The sequence below is a fragment of the Petroclostridium xylanilyticum genome (assembly GCF_002252565.1).
GTDB classification, from domain to species: domain Bacteria; phylum Bacillota; class Clostridia; order SK-Y3; family SK-Y3; genus Petroclostridium; species Petroclostridium xylanilyticum.
In genome coordinates, this window is the sequence record NZ_NPML01000029.1 from 183,818 (window position 1) to 200,861 (window position 17,044).

Consider the following 17,044-nt stretch of genomic DNA (forward strand, 5'->3'; position numbering starts at 1 on the left):
ATATTATAATTAAGCTACGTTAAATGAATAGATAATGCAGAACAACGGCGTTCTCAATATTTACCACAAATGTGGTTTGTTTGAGTACGCTTTTTTGTTATTTTTATAATATATTTTCACTTTTAAGTAATGCAAGATTAAATCATAAATATTTCATGGCCAAGGGGGGTTATAAATGTTAAAGAGAGAGGGTCAGGTTAGAATACCTTCAGGGTGTGCTATAAGCGGAATTATGAATAAAAAAGGAAAGGTATTCTCCGGGGAAGCAATTATCAAGTCTATCGCGCTGATGCACGAACGTTCAAACGGTTTGGGTGGCGGTTTTGCTGCCTATGGAATATATCCCCAATATAAAGAGCTATTTGCGCTTCATGTCTTTTATGACAATATTCAAGCTAAAATCAATACCGAAGATTTCCTTAACCAACATTTTGATATTGAGAGTTCCGGTAAAATTCCTACCAGAAAAGTTGCAAGTATAACCGATAATCCGATTATCTGGAGATATTTCGTAAAGCCAAGAAATTTTAAACTTATTGAATCAGAACTGAATGAAGAGGAATTTACTGCACGTTGTGTAATTAAAATTAATACTCATTTTGACGGTGCCTTTATATTTTCCAGCGGAAAAAACATGGGGGCTTTTAAAGCGGTCGGATATCCTGAAGACGTAGGGGAATTCTACATGCTGGATACCTACAAGGGCTATTTATGGACTGCACATGGAAGATTTCCTACCAATACGCCGGGCTGGTGGGGTGGAGCCCACCCCTTCACGTTGCTGGATTGGTCGATTGTCCACAATGGTGAGATTTCATCCTATGATACCAATAGAAGGTATGTAGAGATGTTTGGATATAAATGCAATCTTATGACCGATACAGAAGTTATTACCTATTTATTTGATTTATTGCTTAGAAAGCATAAGATGCCGTTGGAGCTTGCAGTGAAAGTACTTGCTGCTCCAATATGGAGTGATATAGAAAGAGAAAGCCCTGAAGAGGCGCAAAAATTAAAGAACTTAAGAGCAGTTTACTCCAGTGCCCTTGTAAACGGCCCATTTTCAATTATTCTGGGATTCAAGAATGGGATGGTAGCGTTAAATGACAGAATTAAATTACGTTCTCTAGTCGCTGCTGAAAAGGACGATATGCTGTATGTAGCCAGTGAAGAATCGGCTATCCGGGTAATATGTGAACATCCGGATAAGGTTTGGGCGCCAAAAGGTGGAGAACCTGTAATTGGTTTGCTGGAGGAGGTTAGCGCATGAGTTTAAGTTATAATATGCCCGAATTTATTCTTGAAAGAAACGAAAGGAAATGTATTCAATGCCAGGTATGTGTCCGCCAGTGTGCAAATGAAGTGCATACCTACGATGCAGAAGAGAATATAGTAAATGCCGATGATATAAAATGTGTAAATTGTCACAGATGTGTCTTAATGTGTCCTACCAGGGCACTGACCATCCGGAAATATCCTCTTGAATTTAAGGAAAATGCCAACTGGACTGCCAGTGCGATTAATGAAATCTACAGGCAGGCCGAAAGCGGAGGAGTACTGCTGTCCGGGATGGGTAATCCAAAGCCTTACCCTATCTATTGGGATAAAATTTTATTAAACGCCAGCCAGGTAACCAATCCTTCCATAGACCCTTTAAGAGAACCTATGGAAACGAAAGTAATTTTAGGCAGGAAACCTGAAAAACTGGAATTTGATAAAGATGGCAATTTGATTACAGAAATGCCTCCTCAAATAGAGCTCTCTGCACCCATCATGTTTTCTGCAATGTCTTTTGGATCCATCAGCAAAAATGCTCATGAATCCCTGGCAAGGGCTGCAGAAGAAGCTGGAATCCTCTATAATACAGGAGAAGGCGGTTTGAACAGAGAATTTTATAAATATGGTAAGAATACCATTGTACAGGTGGCTTCCGGCCGTTTTGGCGTTCATAATGAATACCTGAATGCAGGGGCCGCTATTGAAATCAAAATAGGGCAGGGGGCAAAACCGGGTATTGGCGGCCACCTTCCCGGAGAAAAGGTTGGAGAAGAAGTTTCTGCAACCCGAATGATTCCTGTGGGCTCTGATGCGATTTCCCCGGCTCCGCATCATGACATATACTCCATTGAAGATTTAAGACAATTGATTTACTCCCTAAAAGAGGCAACCGACTACAAAAAACCCGTTTTTGTAAAGATTGCCGCTGTTCACAATTCCCCAGCAATAGCATCGGGTATAGCCAGGGCCGGGGCCGATGTTATTGTGATGGATGGTTACAGGGGAGGTACGGGAGCTGCACCTACGAGAGTTAGGGATAATGTAGGTATTCCGATAGAGCTGGCTCTCGCATCAGTAGACCAGAGATTAAGAGATGAAGGAATAAGAAATCAGGTATCTCTTGTTATTGCAGGTAGTGTAAGAAACAGTGCCGATGTGGTGAAGGCTATTGCATTGGGGGCAGATGCAGTTTATATTGCCAGTGCTGCCGTTATTGCAATGGGATGCCATATGTGCCAGAAATGTTATACCGGCAAATGCAACTGGGGTATCGCAACGCAAAGACCTGATTTGGTGAAAAGATTAAATCCTGAAATTGCTTATAAAAGACTTGTCAACCTTGTACATGCCTGGGATCACGAGATAAAAGAGATGCTGGGTGGAATGGGTATCAACTCGATAGATAGTTTGAGAGGCAACCGTTTAATGTTAAGAGGTATCGGGTTAAATGAAAAAGAGCTTGAAATTCTGGGCATTAAGCACGCCGGAGAGTAAGGAGGGGGTTGACAGTTATGAAAAAGGTTTATGCAGTGGAAGAATATTGTGTAGGATGCAAATTATGTGAGGTGCATTGTGTTGTAGCTCACTCGAAATCAAAAGATATCATAAAAGCCTATAAAAAAGAAAATCCAAGGCCGCTGCCAAGGGTAATCGTAGAAGAAGATATGCCTGTATCCTTTGCATTGCAGTGCAGGCATTGTGAGGATGCTCCATGTACAAAAGCGTGTATTACCGGGGCAATGCATAAGGATGAAGTGACGGGAGTTGTTACAAATCGAGAAGAACGTTGCGTGGGCTGCTGGACCTGTATACTGGTCTGTCCCTACGGGGCCATTGTTAGAAATGAGCAGGACAAAAAGGTTGCTACAAAATGCGACCTTTGTTCTGAATCCGGTGACATTCCGGCTTGTGTAAAAAATTGTCCTAATGAAGCATTAAAGTTTGAGGAGAGGGGTGAGTGAGTATGGAATATGTTATCATTGGAAATTCTGCAGCAGCTGTTGCAGCAGTAGAAGGCATCCGAAAAAATGACAAGGATGGCAATATCACCCTCATTTCTGATGAAAGGCACCATACCTATTCACGGCCATTGATCTCCTATTACCTTGGAGATAAGGTGAAAACCGAAGGTATGTACTACCGGGACCAGGATTTTTATATTAAAAATAATGTAAAAGCTATTCTTGGGAAGAAAGCGGTTGAAATAAAACAGGAGCAGAAGAAAGTAGTTCTTGAGAATGGAGAGCAGGTAGCTTATGACAAGCTGCTTATCGCTACCGGCAGCGTTCCTTTTGTACCGCCTATGGAAGGTTTGGAGAATAAAGAAAATATATTTACCTTTCTTAAATGGGACGATTCTATCACTTTAAAGGATAAGGTGAATAAAGATTCCAAAGTGGTTATCATAGGTGCAGGCTTGATCGGCTTAAAAGCAGCTGAAGGGCTAAATAAGCTGTGTGACGATGTCACTGTGGTAGAACTTGCCGACAGGGTATTGAGCACAATTCTTGATAATCAGGCGGCAGGCATTGTACAAAGACACATGGAGCACAAGGGAACTAAATTTATTTTGAATAATACAGTATCAAAGATATGCGGTGAAGGTAAGGTTGAAAAGGTAGTCCTTAAAGATGGCACTGAGCTGCCTTGTGATATCCTTGTAGTTGCCATCGGCGTTAGGCCTAATGTAGCTTTGGCTCAAACTGCAGGAGTGCAGGTACACCGTGGTATTATGGTAGATAGCAGGATGGAAACAAGTGTAGAGGATATCTATGCTGCCGGAGATGTTACCGAAAGTATGGATATCACAGTAAATACCAATCGGATACTTGCTTTATGGCCTAATGCGTATTACCAGGGGGAAATAGCCGGCTGCAACATGTCCGGCGGAACAATGCAGTTCAATGGGGCATTCCCTATGAATGCCATAGGATTTTTCGGACTGCCTATGATTACTGCGGGGATTGTGAACCCAGTGGGAGATCAATATTCCATATACATGGAGTACAACGAAGATGAGGAATGGTTGAAGAAATTTGTAGTGAAAGGTGATGTTCTTGTAGGGTTTATTTTGTTAAATAAAGTAGATAGGGCAGGAATATATACCAGCTTGATAAGAGATAAGGTACCCTTAAAAATGATAAAACACGATCTGCTGGAAGACGGATTCGGTTTGAAGGCCTTCCCGAAATCAATACGTAAAGAAAAAATGTTGATGGGAGGGAAAGAATAATGGAATTGGTTGCCGGATTAAGACCTTATGTTGAATTAAACAAGGAAATAAGACGTATTTTTGAATCGGATAAGAAGATTATTTTAAAAGATGTTAACGGGCAGCGCTATATTGGGGATGGTTTACACGGGGACGGAAAAATTAAAATATACGGAACCCCCGGCAATGATTTGGCTGCATATATGAATGGTCCTGAGATTGAGGTTTTCGGAAATGGGCAGGATGCTTTAGGCAATACCATGAATAGCGGAAGAGTTATCGTCCATGGCAACTGCGGGGATACTACCGGATATGCAATGAGAGGCGGAGAGATTTTTATCAAAGGCAATGTAGGATACCGTGTAGGCATTCATATGAAAGAGTACATGGAGGCAAAACCCGTTATTGTCATAGGTGGTAAAGCAGGAGATTTTTTGGGGGAGTATATGGCCGGCGGAATGATACTTCTTCTTGGATTAAACCTTGAGGACGGGGAGGAAATGGTAGGCAAATTCTGTGGAACTGGCATGCACGGTGGAGTAATGTATATCCGCGGAGAAGTTGAACCTTATAAATTAGGCAAAGAGGTAAAAGCTGTTGAGCCTGGTGAAGAGGATTACAAAATCATAAGAAACTATGTTAAAAAGTACTGCCATTACTTCCAGAGAAGTGTGGATTTTGTAATGAATAAGCCTTTCATCAAGCTCATCGCGTACAATAAGAGACCGTATAAGAACCTTTATACAGCATATTAAAAGCAATTGAGATTATATAAATCACCTAAATAATTTACTTTGGAGTACGTAAGAAGGTAAATAATAAAAATCATAAAAAGAGAATGTACAAAAGTTTTTAGATGTACATTCTCTTTCATAAAATTTATCTTAGTATATGTTTTTGCATTTCAGTTATCAATAATATAATTAGTTAATGTACTTATCTAAGGTGTTTATATTATTTATGAATTAAATTTAAAATAAAAATGCATAAAATTTATTAAAAATTACTATTTCATATGTATACAAACGATAAAATGCAATTTTGTAATATAAAAATTGCAAAAAAAATTAAATTACCTCTTGCGTTTTTGAAAATTTATGGTATAATAAAACTAAGCTTGATGATTATCAATTTATAAACAAAAAATTTAAAAGTTTTTGGGACAACGACGTTCTTTAAAGATAGCAGTTTTATACTATCTTTATACTGGACGTCTTTTTTATTTTTAATTTAGAATAGAATGAAAATATAAAAGTTGGGAACATTTTAAAATTAATAATGAAAGGAGTTTGATATATATGCCTAACTATACCAGGGAAGATGTAATAAGGATGGTAAAAGAGCAGGATGTTAAATTCATAAGGCTTCAGTTTACCGATATTTTTGGAACGCTTAAGAATGTTGCTATCACTTCCAGTCAATTAGAGAAAGCATTAAATAATCAATGCATGTTTGATGGTTCTTCCATAGAAGGATTTGTAAGAATCGAAGAATCGGATATGTACTTGAGACCTGACCCCAATACTTTTGCAATATTTCCATGGCGGCCACAGCCGGGGAGAGTGGCAAGACTGATATGCGACGTATATAACCCGGATGGAACACCTTTTGAAGGGGATCCAAGATACATTCTCAAAAAAGTTATTAAAGAAGCAAAAGATATGGGATATACCTTTAACGTTGGGCCGGAATGTGAATTCTTTTTATTCCTTACTGACGAGAACGGAGATCCTACCACTATTACCCATGATAATGCCGGGTACTTTGATTTAGGACCTATTGACCTTGGAGAAAATGCCAGAAGAGATATGTGCCTGATGCTTGAAGAAATGGGATTTGAAATAGAAGCCTCCCACCATGAAGTTGCAAGAGGCCAGCATGAGATTGATTTTAAGTATGCTGAAGGATTAACTACAGCAGATAATATTATGACTTTTAAGCTAGTAGTAAAAATGATGGCCCAAAGGCATGGATTACATGCAACTTTTATGCCTAAGCCTATTTTTGGAATCAATGGTTCCGGGATGCATACCAATATGTCCCTTTCCAAGGATGGTAAAAACGCCTTTTACGACCCGGATGATCAATTAGGCCTTAGTGAAATTGCGTACAACTTTATTGCAGGCATATTAAAGCATATAAAAGGAATGGCTGCCGTTACCAATCCTATTGTTAACTCATATAAAAGATTGGTACCGGGCTATGAAGCGCCGGTATATATTGCCTGGTCTGCTAAAAATAGGAGCCCATTGATACGTATTCCTGCAGCAAGAGGAGCAAGCACAAGAATAGAAATGAGGAATCCAGATCCGGCTTGTAACCCGTATCTTGCCCTTGCAGTTTCGTTAGCAGCCGGGTTGGATGGAATAAAGAATGGGTTAAAGCCTCCGGCGAGTGTTGAAAAAAATATTTACCACATGGATGAAGCAGCAAGAAAAGAACATGGCATTGAAAGTTTGCCGGGCAGCCTGTATGAGGCAATAATAGAAATGCAAAATGATGAGTTAGTCAAAAAGACTCTTGGGCCTCATGCATTTGAACGATATGTTGAAGCTAAGCTGATTGAATGGAATGATTACAGGACAAAGGTTCATCAATGGGAAATCGACCAGTATCTCACCAGATATTAATCGACATCAGTTGATGAGATGATGGGAGAGTGTAGGTGATGAATCATTCGGATATCATTGTCGCAATCAACAACATGGACTTGGGAAACCGCATCAGGAATGTACTTAACCAAAATGGTTTAAGCGTAATTGACGTGTGTTCTTCAGGGAATGAGGCCATTCGAAAGGTTCGTATGTTAAAGCCGGACCTGTTGATTATTAACTTTGAACTTCCGGATACTACAGGATTTGAGGTTGCTAAAATTATTGCCGGAGATAAATTAAGCACGGTAATACTTTTAACCAACCAGACCCAAAAAGAGTATGCTGAAAGCTTGATTGGCGATTTGGATATTATATGTTTGAACAAACCCTTGAATAAGACAACATTGCTTCAGACCATTGACCTTATTTTGCGAAGCAAGAGAAAAGTAAAGCGACTTGAAGCAGAGGTTAACGAATTAAAGAAAAGTTTGGAACATAGAAAAATAATAGACAGAGCAAAAGGAATTTTAATGGAAAAACTGGGACTTTCAGAACCGGAAGCCTATAGAAAGATACAAAAACAGAGTATGGATACCGGAGTTCCTATGAAAGATATTGCGAAGGTGATAATTGATACAATGCAGTAGTTTTTAAGACTCAGATTTAGATTCAGATTAAGGATGTTGTAAACAGTAAATATCATAAGTTAAAAACAGAAACTGCTAAATATTTTTACCACAGACAGGACTATGAATTATAAACTATTTTTGTACTAACTAAATAGCTCATCGTTGAGCAGTTTAATAATGTGGCTAAGGCGCCGTGAATCATCACAGGCGCCTTTTTTTTATATTAAAAAATCAATAAATATAAAGGAGAGGTGCATTTGTATGAAAAAACTTGAAATTATTATTCGTCCCGAGAAATTGGAGGATCTCAAGGAAACCTTGAATAAGGTTGGGGTTAAAGGGATGATGGTTTCTACTGTAATGGGGTGTGGAAACCAGAAAGGTATTAAAGAAATGTACAGAGGTACAGAGCTGACCATTAATTTGCTCCATAAACTAAAAGTAGAAATAATTGTGGCAGACGGTATGGTTGAAACAATTATCAAAAAGGTTAGAGATACAGTAAATACCGGGAATGTGGGAGATGGAAAGATTTTTATTTACAATGTGGAAAATGCAGTAAGAATCAGGACAGGAGAAACAGGAGAAAGTGCAATTTAGCAACAATGTACCTTTGTATGCAGTGTATCTTCATCATTATTTGTGCCGGGGCAGCCCGGCGTGGCAGTTAATATAAAAAAAACAAATATAAAAAATTTATTTTAGATATGAAAGGGTGGTTTTAATGTTAAGACGTATTTTTATTATATTATTAATTGCAAGTATTGTTTTAGTGCCCATTATGGTATTTGCGGCAGATGAGCCTACGGTTGCAGATTTACAGGTAAGACTGGACGTTGTGTGGGTACTCATTGCAGCGTTTTTGGTATTCTTTATGCAGGCAGGTTTTGCAATGGTAGAAGCTGGTTTTACCAGAGCAAAAAATGCAAGCAACATTATCATGAAAAATCTTATGGATTTTGCAATAGGTTCTATCATATTTTTTGCTTTTGGTTTTGCATTCATGTTTGGTGAAGATATCGGTGGATTTATAGGGTCAACAGGCTTTTTTGGCACCAGCAGCATGGAGCATCTTGGCTTAAGCATTCCCATCGAGGTATTTATTATATTCCAGACAGTGTTTGCAGCAACAGCTGCAACCATCGTATCCGGGGCAATGGCTGAAAGGACTAAATTCTTAGCCTACGTAATTTACAGTGCAGTGATAAGCTTGATTATCTATCCGGTAGTTGGTCACTGGACATGGGGAGGCGGCTGGTTGTCCAAGATGGGATTTATTGATTTTGCCGGATCTACAGTTGTTCACTCGGTAGGTGGATGGGCGGCACTGGTGGGAGCTGCCATTATCGGTCCAAGGATAGGCAAGTATGGTGAAAACGGCAAGGTATATGCAATACCAGGACATAATATAACATTAGGGGCGCTGGGAGTATTTATTCTCTGGTTTGGCTGGTTTGGATTCAACCCGGGCAGTACACTGGCCGCCAATCTGGATACAGGTAGAATTGCAATGACTACAAACCTGGCCGCTGCAGCGGGAGCTTGTACCGTAATGATCATGACCTGGTTAAAATATGGCAAGCCGGATGTCAGTATGACGCTTAATGGTGCTTTGGGCGGCTTGGTAGCTATTACAGCAGGTACTGCGGCAGTAAGTATGTGGGGTGCTGTTGCAATCGGCACAATTGCAGGATTTGTTATTGTTTATGGAATAGAATTTATAGATAAAGTACTTAAGATAGATGACCCTGTAGGTGCAATAGGTGTACATGGCTTATGTGGAAGCACAGGTACGATTTTGGTAGGGCTGTTTGCAACAGAAGGCGGTCTGCTGTATGGAGGAGGAGTGAAACTTCTACTTGTCCAACTGACAGGAGTTATGGCAGTAGCTGCATGGACATTAATAACAACATTTATTCTCTTCAAAACGTTGAAGGCAACTGTAGGATTAAGGGTTGACAGACAGGATGAAGAATTGGGGCTCGATCATGGTGAACATGCAACACAGGCCTATGCAGACTTTGTATTGAAAGTATAAAACAGGATATATAACATAAAAAGGGGACTGTATTGAAGCAGTCCTCTTTTTATGTTGTTTGGGTAAAGAGAAGATGACAATCGTAACAAAAAAACTTAAAAAAGTTTGTTAAAAAAAACCAGACATATACTATTGACTATCAAATTTAACGGGACTATAATGTGTTTATCATTAAAAATACTTAAAATTACCGAGGTAATTTAATATGTCACAGGAGACAGATAAACAGAGAATTTCAGATATTTCAAGGCAGTATTTTGTACATATGAAATATAATGCTGTCAATAGTATCACTGATGGAATATTTTTTACTTTGGGGACGGGAATGGCATCCGGGACGGTACTTACATATTTTGTAAGTACCTTTACTAGTTCTAATGCGGTCATTGGTTTATTAACTACTTTACACTCACTGCTGGTAAACGTCCCGCAATTTTTTGTAGCACCCTATGTAGAAAAAAAGGAAACATACAAGCCTGCGCTAAAAATGCTGGGATTTTTTCAAAGAGTAGTATGGTTGTTATTAGGAATCAGTACATTTCTGTTGGCACAAAAATTTCCTGTTTTCTACCTGGTGCTGTTGTATTTTTTTTATGGTTTATTTGGATTATTTACCAGTGCCTGTTCTGTTTTGTGGATAAGTCTGATTACCAAAGTTATCCCCCACGACCACCAAGCTAGGTTCTTCGGGGTAAGGTATTCATTGTGTGGAGCGGCGGAAATATTGGGTTCATTTGCAGCTTCCATGATTTTTAAATTTGTTCCATATCCAACAAACTATGGAATAATCTTTGTTATAGTATTTATCCTTTTGATGGTTTCATATTATTTTATGTCCAATGTATATGAACTTCCTACCCAGGTAAAGAAGATAAGACAAACGGGTTATTTTTCGAGAATCAAAGAAATATTGATAGAAGACAGGAACTTTTTGATGTACTTTATTTCTACCGTCGCTATTATTTTAGGGAAAGCAGGATTTTCCTTCCAGGTTATTTACGCTAAAGTAAAGCTGGGTATTAGCAGTGAACAGGCTGCATTTATTGCAACGGGCATATTCATCAGCCAGACTGCCGGATACATTTTTTGGAGCTACATTAACACTAAATTTAATTACAAAAAATCTATAGAAATGTCATCGCTGTTGTTTATTCCGGCTATTGTCGCCATGCTGTTAATGGATAACATTTTTATGCTCTATGTATCAGTGGCATTATTTGGGTTTGCACAAAGTGCGCGGAATTCAGGGGAAAACAACCTGGTCATAGCAATATGTCCAAGAGAACAGGATAAGCCGGCCTATGTAGGTTTAAGAAATACTTTGCTTGGACCTTTCTTTGCGTTTGTGCCTTTGCTTGCAGGGGTGGCAGCAGACATATTCAATTATGAAATAATGTTTATGGGTTCTATTATTTTTGTTGTTATTGGATATATATTGATGAAGTTTTTTGTGAAATTAGAAAAATGAGTAGTAGAGTAGGTTGTAGATAGACAGCAATATTTTTGTCTATTAAGGAAACAGCTTGTGCAAAAAACTGTGGCGCCTTTGTTCTTGAAGAATATGTGGAGGTTAATATGATTATGATTGGGAAAGCACTAAATAACTACAGTAAGGACTTTTTATTATTTATACTTTGCAGTATATTTATAGGAATAGGAATGGGAATAAATGAAACTACTTTTAATAACTTTCTGGATAAGACCTATAGCATTACGCCTTTTATGAGGGGATTAACCGAGTTCCCGAGGGAATTCCCCGGATTTTTTGTTGTACTCATTTCTTTTTCTGTTTTTCATTTTTTAGGGGATATACGGTTGGCTATCATTGCGAATATGATTGCAGCAGTGGGTATGGTGGGCATTGGCTTTTTTGCACCTACTTACGGAATTTTATTAATATGGCTTTTTATTATGAGTTCAGGTATTCACATCTACTTACCTTTAACTTCAAGCATAGGAATGTCTTTATCCGATGGCAAAAAAGATGGCAGTGTTTTAGGGATGTTTCAGGGTATTTCTACAGCTGCTACCGTAATGGGGTGTGCCGTCGTCTGGCTGGGTTTTAGATTTTTTAATTTTAACTACAGGATTACCTTTTCAATTTCAGCAATAGCACTGGCATGTGCAGCATTGATTTTTATGTCCATGACCCGGGGGACATACCAACCCCGTAAAACGAGAGTATTGCTTAAAAAAAGATACCTGTTATTTTACTGGTTGAATATACTCTACGGTGCCCGTAAACAGGTATTTCTGACTTTTGCTCCATGGGTACTGATTAAAATATTTAAGCAGGATGTGGAAATATTTGCAGTACTGGGGATTATAGGTGCGGTTACAGGCATGTTTTTTAAACCCGTACTGGGGAAATTAATTGATTTGCTGGGGGAAAAATTCATATTGGCAGCAGAAGCTGTCATACTGGTGTTTGTATGTATAGGATACGGATATGCTGAAAAATTGGGGTTAGGCAAATATGCGATATATCTCGCTTTTACCTGCTTCATTATAGACCAGATGCTAATGGCCGTAAGTATGGCAAGGGCAACATATATCAAAAAGATAGCAGAGGAACCGGGAGATATTTCACCTACCATTGCAATGGGAGTAAGCATCGACCATGTTGTTGCAATGACCATACCGTTTATCGGAGGGATTCTGTGGGACCAATTTGGATATGAGTATGTTTTCCTCTGCGCAGCGGTGATCGCAGTAATAAACTTTTTCTCGGTTATGCGAATGCAAGTACCGTCCGAAACTACTAAAAAAGTCATGTTTGCACAGGAAGAAGGGATGCAGCTTGGGGACGGTTCGACATAAATTTTTATTTTAAGGGTAATGGGGGAACTGTTTTGAAAATTGATTTACTAAAAGCTTCACGTAACCTTTCGGAACTTGACTTAAAAATTATAGCAGATAATCTCCTAATAGATGTTTTATGGTTTAGGGCAATGGTTAATGAAGGAGATTGGATAATCAACAGGCACACTCATTCTACCTATGAATTTCACTTTATTTCTTCCGGCTGTTGTAGGGTTATACTTGATGGTGGAGAATTTAAGGCGAGTGCAGGTGAATTTTATTTAACCGCTCCTGGGATACATCATGAACAAAGGAATATTGGTAAGGAAAAATTTATTGAATATAGCTTAAATTGTGATATTAGCCTTATTGAAGATAAAATTTCAGAAGCATATTATCTTATAAGAATACTAAGAGAAACCCCCTGTATGATTTTTAAAGACTCCCAGGGAGCAATAAGACTTTTTGATAAGGCATTGGGGGAGGCACACCAGCAGAATATAGGATTTTATAATAACATTAAAAGTATTGTTGTACAGATCATTACAGCAGCTGCTAGGGCGATGAACCGGGATTCAGCGGTCAGATATGATGTGCCTTTCAAGCGAAAAAAAGATGATTACCGGTTTTTGCAAATACAAAAATTCATTGAGGATAATATCTCAAATCCTATTTCAACAATAGACGTAGCAAGATACATGTGCCTGAGTGATAAACAGGTATGCCGCATCATTAAGGAGAGAATGGGAATCTCTACAAAAGATTTCATCCTTCAGATGAAACTGAAAAAATCAAAAGAATTACTGGAAAATACAGGCCTTTCAATAAAAGAAATAGCAGATGCACTTGGGTTTTCCAGCGAATATTATTTTAGTCAGTTTTTCAAAAGGCATGAAGGGTTTCCTCCCGGCATTTTTAGAGATAACGTACAAAATGTCCAAAAATATTAAAAAATAGTCCTTTTTTTAAATTTATCCATACCGCCATTGTTAATATAATAGAAGCATCAAATTACAAGGAGGTATGGATATGTTTTTTGCCGAGGAAAGAATTAAAAGGATTTTGAGTGACCTGGACAAATATATATACCCGGAATATGAGACGATAGCTTCATATAAAATGAAGCAGGGCTCTTTGCAAGGTGGTGAGCGGATGGGACTGGAGACCACCGCATGGGATTCGTTCCTTCCGGGAGAACGCTGGGGCGGCAGAGACCAGCACTGCTGGTTCAGGACGGAAGTTACAATACCTGCCAGATTTGATGGGAAAACAGTAGTGTTTGAAGTAAGGACTGGAAGAGAAGGGCAATGGGACGCGACAAACCCCCAGTTTCTTATCTATGTAAATGGAAAGCTTATACAAGGTCTGGATGTAAACCACAGGGAAATTATACTTTCTGAAAAAGCTAATGCCGGGGAAGTCTTTGAAATAGCGTTACATGCTTATTCAGGAATGAATGACGGACTGGTGGAACTAAATTCCAGGATCGCAGTGCTTGATAAAGAAGCAGAAAAGCTGTACTACAATATTAGTGTACCTCTTCAGGTTGCTGTTCTTCTGGATAAGGAAGACAAAAGAAGAATTGACATTTTGAATTTTCTTAATCAGGCAGTAAACATGCTGGACCTCAGGAAGCCTTTTTCAGAAAGCTATAATCGTTCTGTTAAAGAAGCCAACCGGTTTTTAGAAGAAGATTTCTATGGTAAATACTGTGGCTGTGAGGATGTCATAGCGCATTGTGTGGGTCATACCCATATCGATGTAGCGTGGCTGTGGACAATAGCACAAACCAGGGAAAAAGCAGCAAGAAGCTTCTCTACAGTACTCAACCTGATGAAAGAATATCCTGAGTATATTTTTATGTCAAGCCAGCCCCAGCTTTATAAGTTCATAAAAGAAGACCATCCTGAGCTTTACGGGCAAATTAAAGAAAGAGTAGGGGAAGGAAGATGGGAACCGGAAGGTGCTATGTGGCTTGAAGCTGACTGCAATCTATGCTCCGGAGAGTCATTGGTAAGACAGCTACTGTTTGGGACAAGATTTTTTGAGAAAGAATTCGGAATCAAAAATAAAATATTGTGGTTGCCGGATGTATTCGGATATAGTGCTGCACTTCCACAAATCTTAAAAAAATCGGATATTCATTATTTTATGACCACTAAAATAAGCTGGAACCAGTTTAATAAAATACCGTATGATACTTTTATGTGGAAAGGTGTAGACGGGACAGAAATCTTAACCCATTTTATTACTACAAGAGATCATAAATCCCAGGAGCATAGTGGAAATTCCAACTTTACAACCTATAATGGCCATATTCACCCAACTGCCATTATGGGAGGCTGGGAAAGATACCAGCAAAAAAATATTAATAATGATATTCTCATTGCTTTTGGGTATGGTGATGGCGGCGGCGGTCCAACCAAGGAAATGCTGGAGAATGCCCGGAGAATGGGAAGAGGTATTCCCGGATGTCCAAAGGTAAAGATGGGCACAGCCGGTGAATATTTTAGAAAATTGGAGAAGAAGGTAGCAGGAAGCAAGTATTTGCCTAAATGGGTAGGAGAGCTATATCTTGAATACCATCGAGGGACCTATACCTCCATGGGCAGAAACAAGAAATATAACCGCAAGAGTGAGCTTCTCTATCAGGATGTAGAATTTTTATCCACACTCGCTATGACTTTAGGTAAGGAATATCCGCAAGAGAGCATTAATCAGAACTGGGCAATCATTTTACTCAATCAGTTCCACGATATACTGCCCGGTTCTTCCATTAAGGAAGTCTATGAAGAATCAAGGGAGCAGTATGAAAAAGTACTGGCTGAAGGAAATAAGATGGCCAGACAGGCTGTAGACAGCATTGCTGCAAATATTAAACTGGAAAAACTTTCGGTTGTAGTATACAATACCTTATCTTTTGAACGGAGTGACATAGCAATTTTTGATATACCTGATGGTATGGTTAACCCATGTATTGTAGATGAATTGGGCTATAAAGTTCCATGCCAGGCAGTTGAAGGACAAGGACAAAGAAAAGCTATGTTTTTTGCGGAAAACATTCCGGCGAAAGGGTATAGAACTTATGTTTTGGAAGAGGCACAAACCAGTGAAGTAAGTAATCTTAATATTAGTGAGAACAAACTTGAGAATGCATACTTTGCCATTGAAATAGATGAAAAGGGGACCTTGTCGTCTGTCTATGACAAGATCAATAGACGGGAGGTACTCAAGCAAGGTGGGCGGGGCAACCAGCTCCAGGCATTCGAAGATAAACCTATGAACTACGACAACTGGGACATAGATATCTACTATCAGGAAAAGATGTGGGAAGTAGACCAGGTAGAAAAAGTAGAGGTTATAGAAAATGGTCCGGTTCGGGGCGGGGTGAGAATTTATAAGAAATTCCTCGACTCTACCATTATCCAGAATATATATATTTATAAAGATGTCCCAAGAATAGATTTTGATACCTATGTAGACTGGAAAGAAGACCAGGTGCTGTTAAAAGCAGCTTTTCCGGTAGACGTACATGCCGATAAAGCTACCTATGAAATACAATATGGAAATGTAGAACGTCCAACCCACTGGAACACTTCCTGGGATGTGGCACGTTTCGAAGTGTGTGCCCATAAATGGGCGGATATTTCTGAAGAAGGATTTGGGGTTAGCTTGTTAAATGACTGCAAGTACGGCCATGACATTAAGGATGGGAATATACGATTAACTTTAATTAAATCAGGGATTCACCCGAACAAGGAAGCTGACAGGGAAGAACACTATTTTACTTATTCACTCTATCCCCATGGAGGAGACTGGAAAGCCGGCAGGACAGTTCAGATGGCATACAGCTTAAATATTCCACTATATACTAAGGTAGAGCAACCTCATGATGGCATATTACCCTCCAGCCTGTCCATGGTCCATGTGAGCCGGGATAATGTAATCATTGAAGCAGTTAAAAAGGCAGAGGACAGCGATGAGATTATCATAAGGTTGTATGAATGTCATAACCGGCGAAGTAATGTCCGGGTAACGTTTTATAAGGAATTAAGACGGGTAGTTGAATGCAATCTAATGGAAAAAGAATTGGAGGAAATCGTCCCTGAGGGTAATAGTTTCTCTTTCCAAATTAAACCTTATGAGATCAAGACGTTTAAATTAAATGCACCCCATTGTTAATTTCATCTTGATTTGTGGTATAATAATAGCATATAATAAATAAGTAAGACATCTAAAATATTGAAAGATAAATGCTTCGATTGAGAAGAGTAAGTTACATATGCTTACAGAGAGAGACTGCCGCCGGGTGAAAGCAGTCTTAATGTCATATGTATCTGAAGTGCGCTCATGAGCAGAAAAGGGGAAAGGATAGTATCTTTTTCCGGTTGGCACCGTTAAATGCCATAGGAGATGAGAAGGAATTCTCAAACAGAGTGGGACCGCGAACAACTTCGCCTCTGTGCTTTTATGCGCAGGAGCGAAGTTTTTT

The 17,044-nt window shown here is 39.0% G+C and carries 13 protein-coding genes and 1 other annotated feature; all 13 genes read left to right on the forward strand.

The window, feature by feature from the left end; genetic code table 11:
- Positions 1 to 175: 175 nt before the first annotated feature.
- The 13 genes from CIB29_RS17375 to CIB29_RS17435 all read left to right on the forward strand — a co-directional run bounded on the left by CIB29_RS17375 (position 176) and on the right by CIB29_RS17435 (position 16,734).
- Positions 176 to 1,270, forward strand: coding sequence for a class II glutamine amidotransferase (locus CIB29_RS17375; RefSeq protein ID WP_094551839.1), 1,095 nt, complete (start codon positions 176 to 178; stop codon positions 1,268 to 1,270).
- On the forward strand, positions 1,267 to 2,772 hold the full coding sequence (locus tag CIB29_RS17380; RefSeq protein WP_094551840.1) for a glutamate synthase-related protein: 1,506 nt from the start codon (positions 1,267 to 1,269) through the stop codon (positions 2,770 to 2,772). Before CIB29_RS17375 ends, CIB29_RS17380 begins: the two co-directional genes overlap by 4 nt.
- 17 nt (positions 2,773 to 2,789) lie before the next feature.
- Positions 2,790 to 3,239, forward strand: coding sequence for a 4Fe-4S dicluster domain-containing protein (locus CIB29_RS17385; protein WP_094551842.1), 450 nt, complete (start codon positions 2,790 to 2,792; stop codon positions 3,237 to 3,239).
- 2 nt (positions 3,240 to 3,241) lie between these two features.
- Positions 3,242 to 4,510 (forward strand): NAD(P)/FAD-dependent oxidoreductase, encoded by a 1,269-nt coding sequence (locus CIB29_RS17390; protein WP_094551844.1) that lies wholly within the window; start codon positions 3,242 to 3,244, stop codon positions 4,508 to 4,510.
- Complete coding sequence (locus tag CIB29_RS17395; protein WP_094551846.1) at positions 4,510 to 5,244, forward strand: GltB/FmdC/FwdC-like GXGXG domain-containing protein; 735 nt, start codon at positions 4,510 to 4,512, stop codon at positions 5,242 to 5,244. The genes CIB29_RS17390 and CIB29_RS17395 overlap by 1 nt, the downstream gene beginning before the upstream one ends.
- A gap of 543 nt (positions 5,245 to 5,787) precedes the next feature.
- Positions 5,788 to 7,119, forward strand: coding sequence for a type I glutamate--ammonia ligase (gene glnA, locus CIB29_RS17400; protein WP_094551848.1), 1,332 nt, complete (start codon positions 5,788 to 5,790; stop codon positions 7,117 to 7,119).
- A 38-nt stretch (positions 7,120 to 7,157) separates the two neighbouring features.
- The gene (locus tag CIB29_RS17405; RefSeq protein WP_094551850.1) at positions 7,158 to 7,730 is read left to right on the forward strand and encodes an ANTAR domain-containing response regulator; all 573 of its coding nucleotides are present in this window, start codon (positions 7,158 to 7,160) and stop codon (positions 7,728 to 7,730) included.
- Between the two features lie 243 nt (positions 7,731 to 7,973).
- On the forward strand, positions 7,974 to 8,312 hold the full coding sequence (locus CIB29_RS17410; protein ID WP_094551852.1) for a P-II family nitrogen regulator: 339 nt from the start codon (positions 7,974 to 7,976) through the stop codon (positions 8,310 to 8,312).
- A 181-nt stretch (positions 8,313 to 8,493) separates the two neighbouring features.
- The gene (locus tag CIB29_RS17415; protein WP_198543975.1) at positions 8,494 to 9,750 is read left to right on the forward strand and encodes an ammonium transporter; all 1,257 of its coding nucleotides are present in this window, start codon (positions 8,494 to 8,496) and stop codon (positions 9,748 to 9,750) included.
- A 205-nt stretch (positions 9,751 to 9,955) separates the two neighbouring features.
- Positions 9,956 to 11,218 (forward strand): MFS transporter, encoded by a 1,263-nt coding sequence (locus tag CIB29_RS17420; protein WP_094551856.1) that lies wholly within the window; start codon positions 9,956 to 9,958, stop codon positions 11,216 to 11,218.
- A 35-nt stretch (positions 11,219 to 11,253) separates the two neighbouring features.
- On the forward strand, positions 11,254 to 12,570 hold the full coding sequence (locus tag CIB29_RS17425) for an MFS transporter (RefSeq protein ID WP_198543965.1): 1,317 nt from the start codon (positions 11,254 to 11,256) through the stop codon (positions 12,568 to 12,570).
- Between the two features lie 32 nt (positions 12,571 to 12,602).
- Complete coding sequence (locus CIB29_RS17430) at positions 12,603 to 13,502, forward strand: helix-turn-helix domain-containing protein (RefSeq protein WP_198543966.1); 900 nt, start codon at positions 12,603 to 12,605, stop codon at positions 13,500 to 13,502.
- Between the two features lie 79 nt (positions 13,503 to 13,581).
- The gene (locus CIB29_RS17435) at positions 13,582 to 16,734 is read left to right on the forward strand and encodes an alpha-mannosidase (protein ID WP_094551860.1); all 3,153 of its coding nucleotides are present in this window, start codon (positions 13,582 to 13,584) and stop codon (positions 16,732 to 16,734) included.
- A 67-nt stretch (positions 16,735 to 16,801) separates the two neighbouring features.
- Positions 16,802 to 17,017, forward strand: a binding site (T-box leader).
- Positions 17,018 to 17,044: the final 27 nt, after the last annotated feature.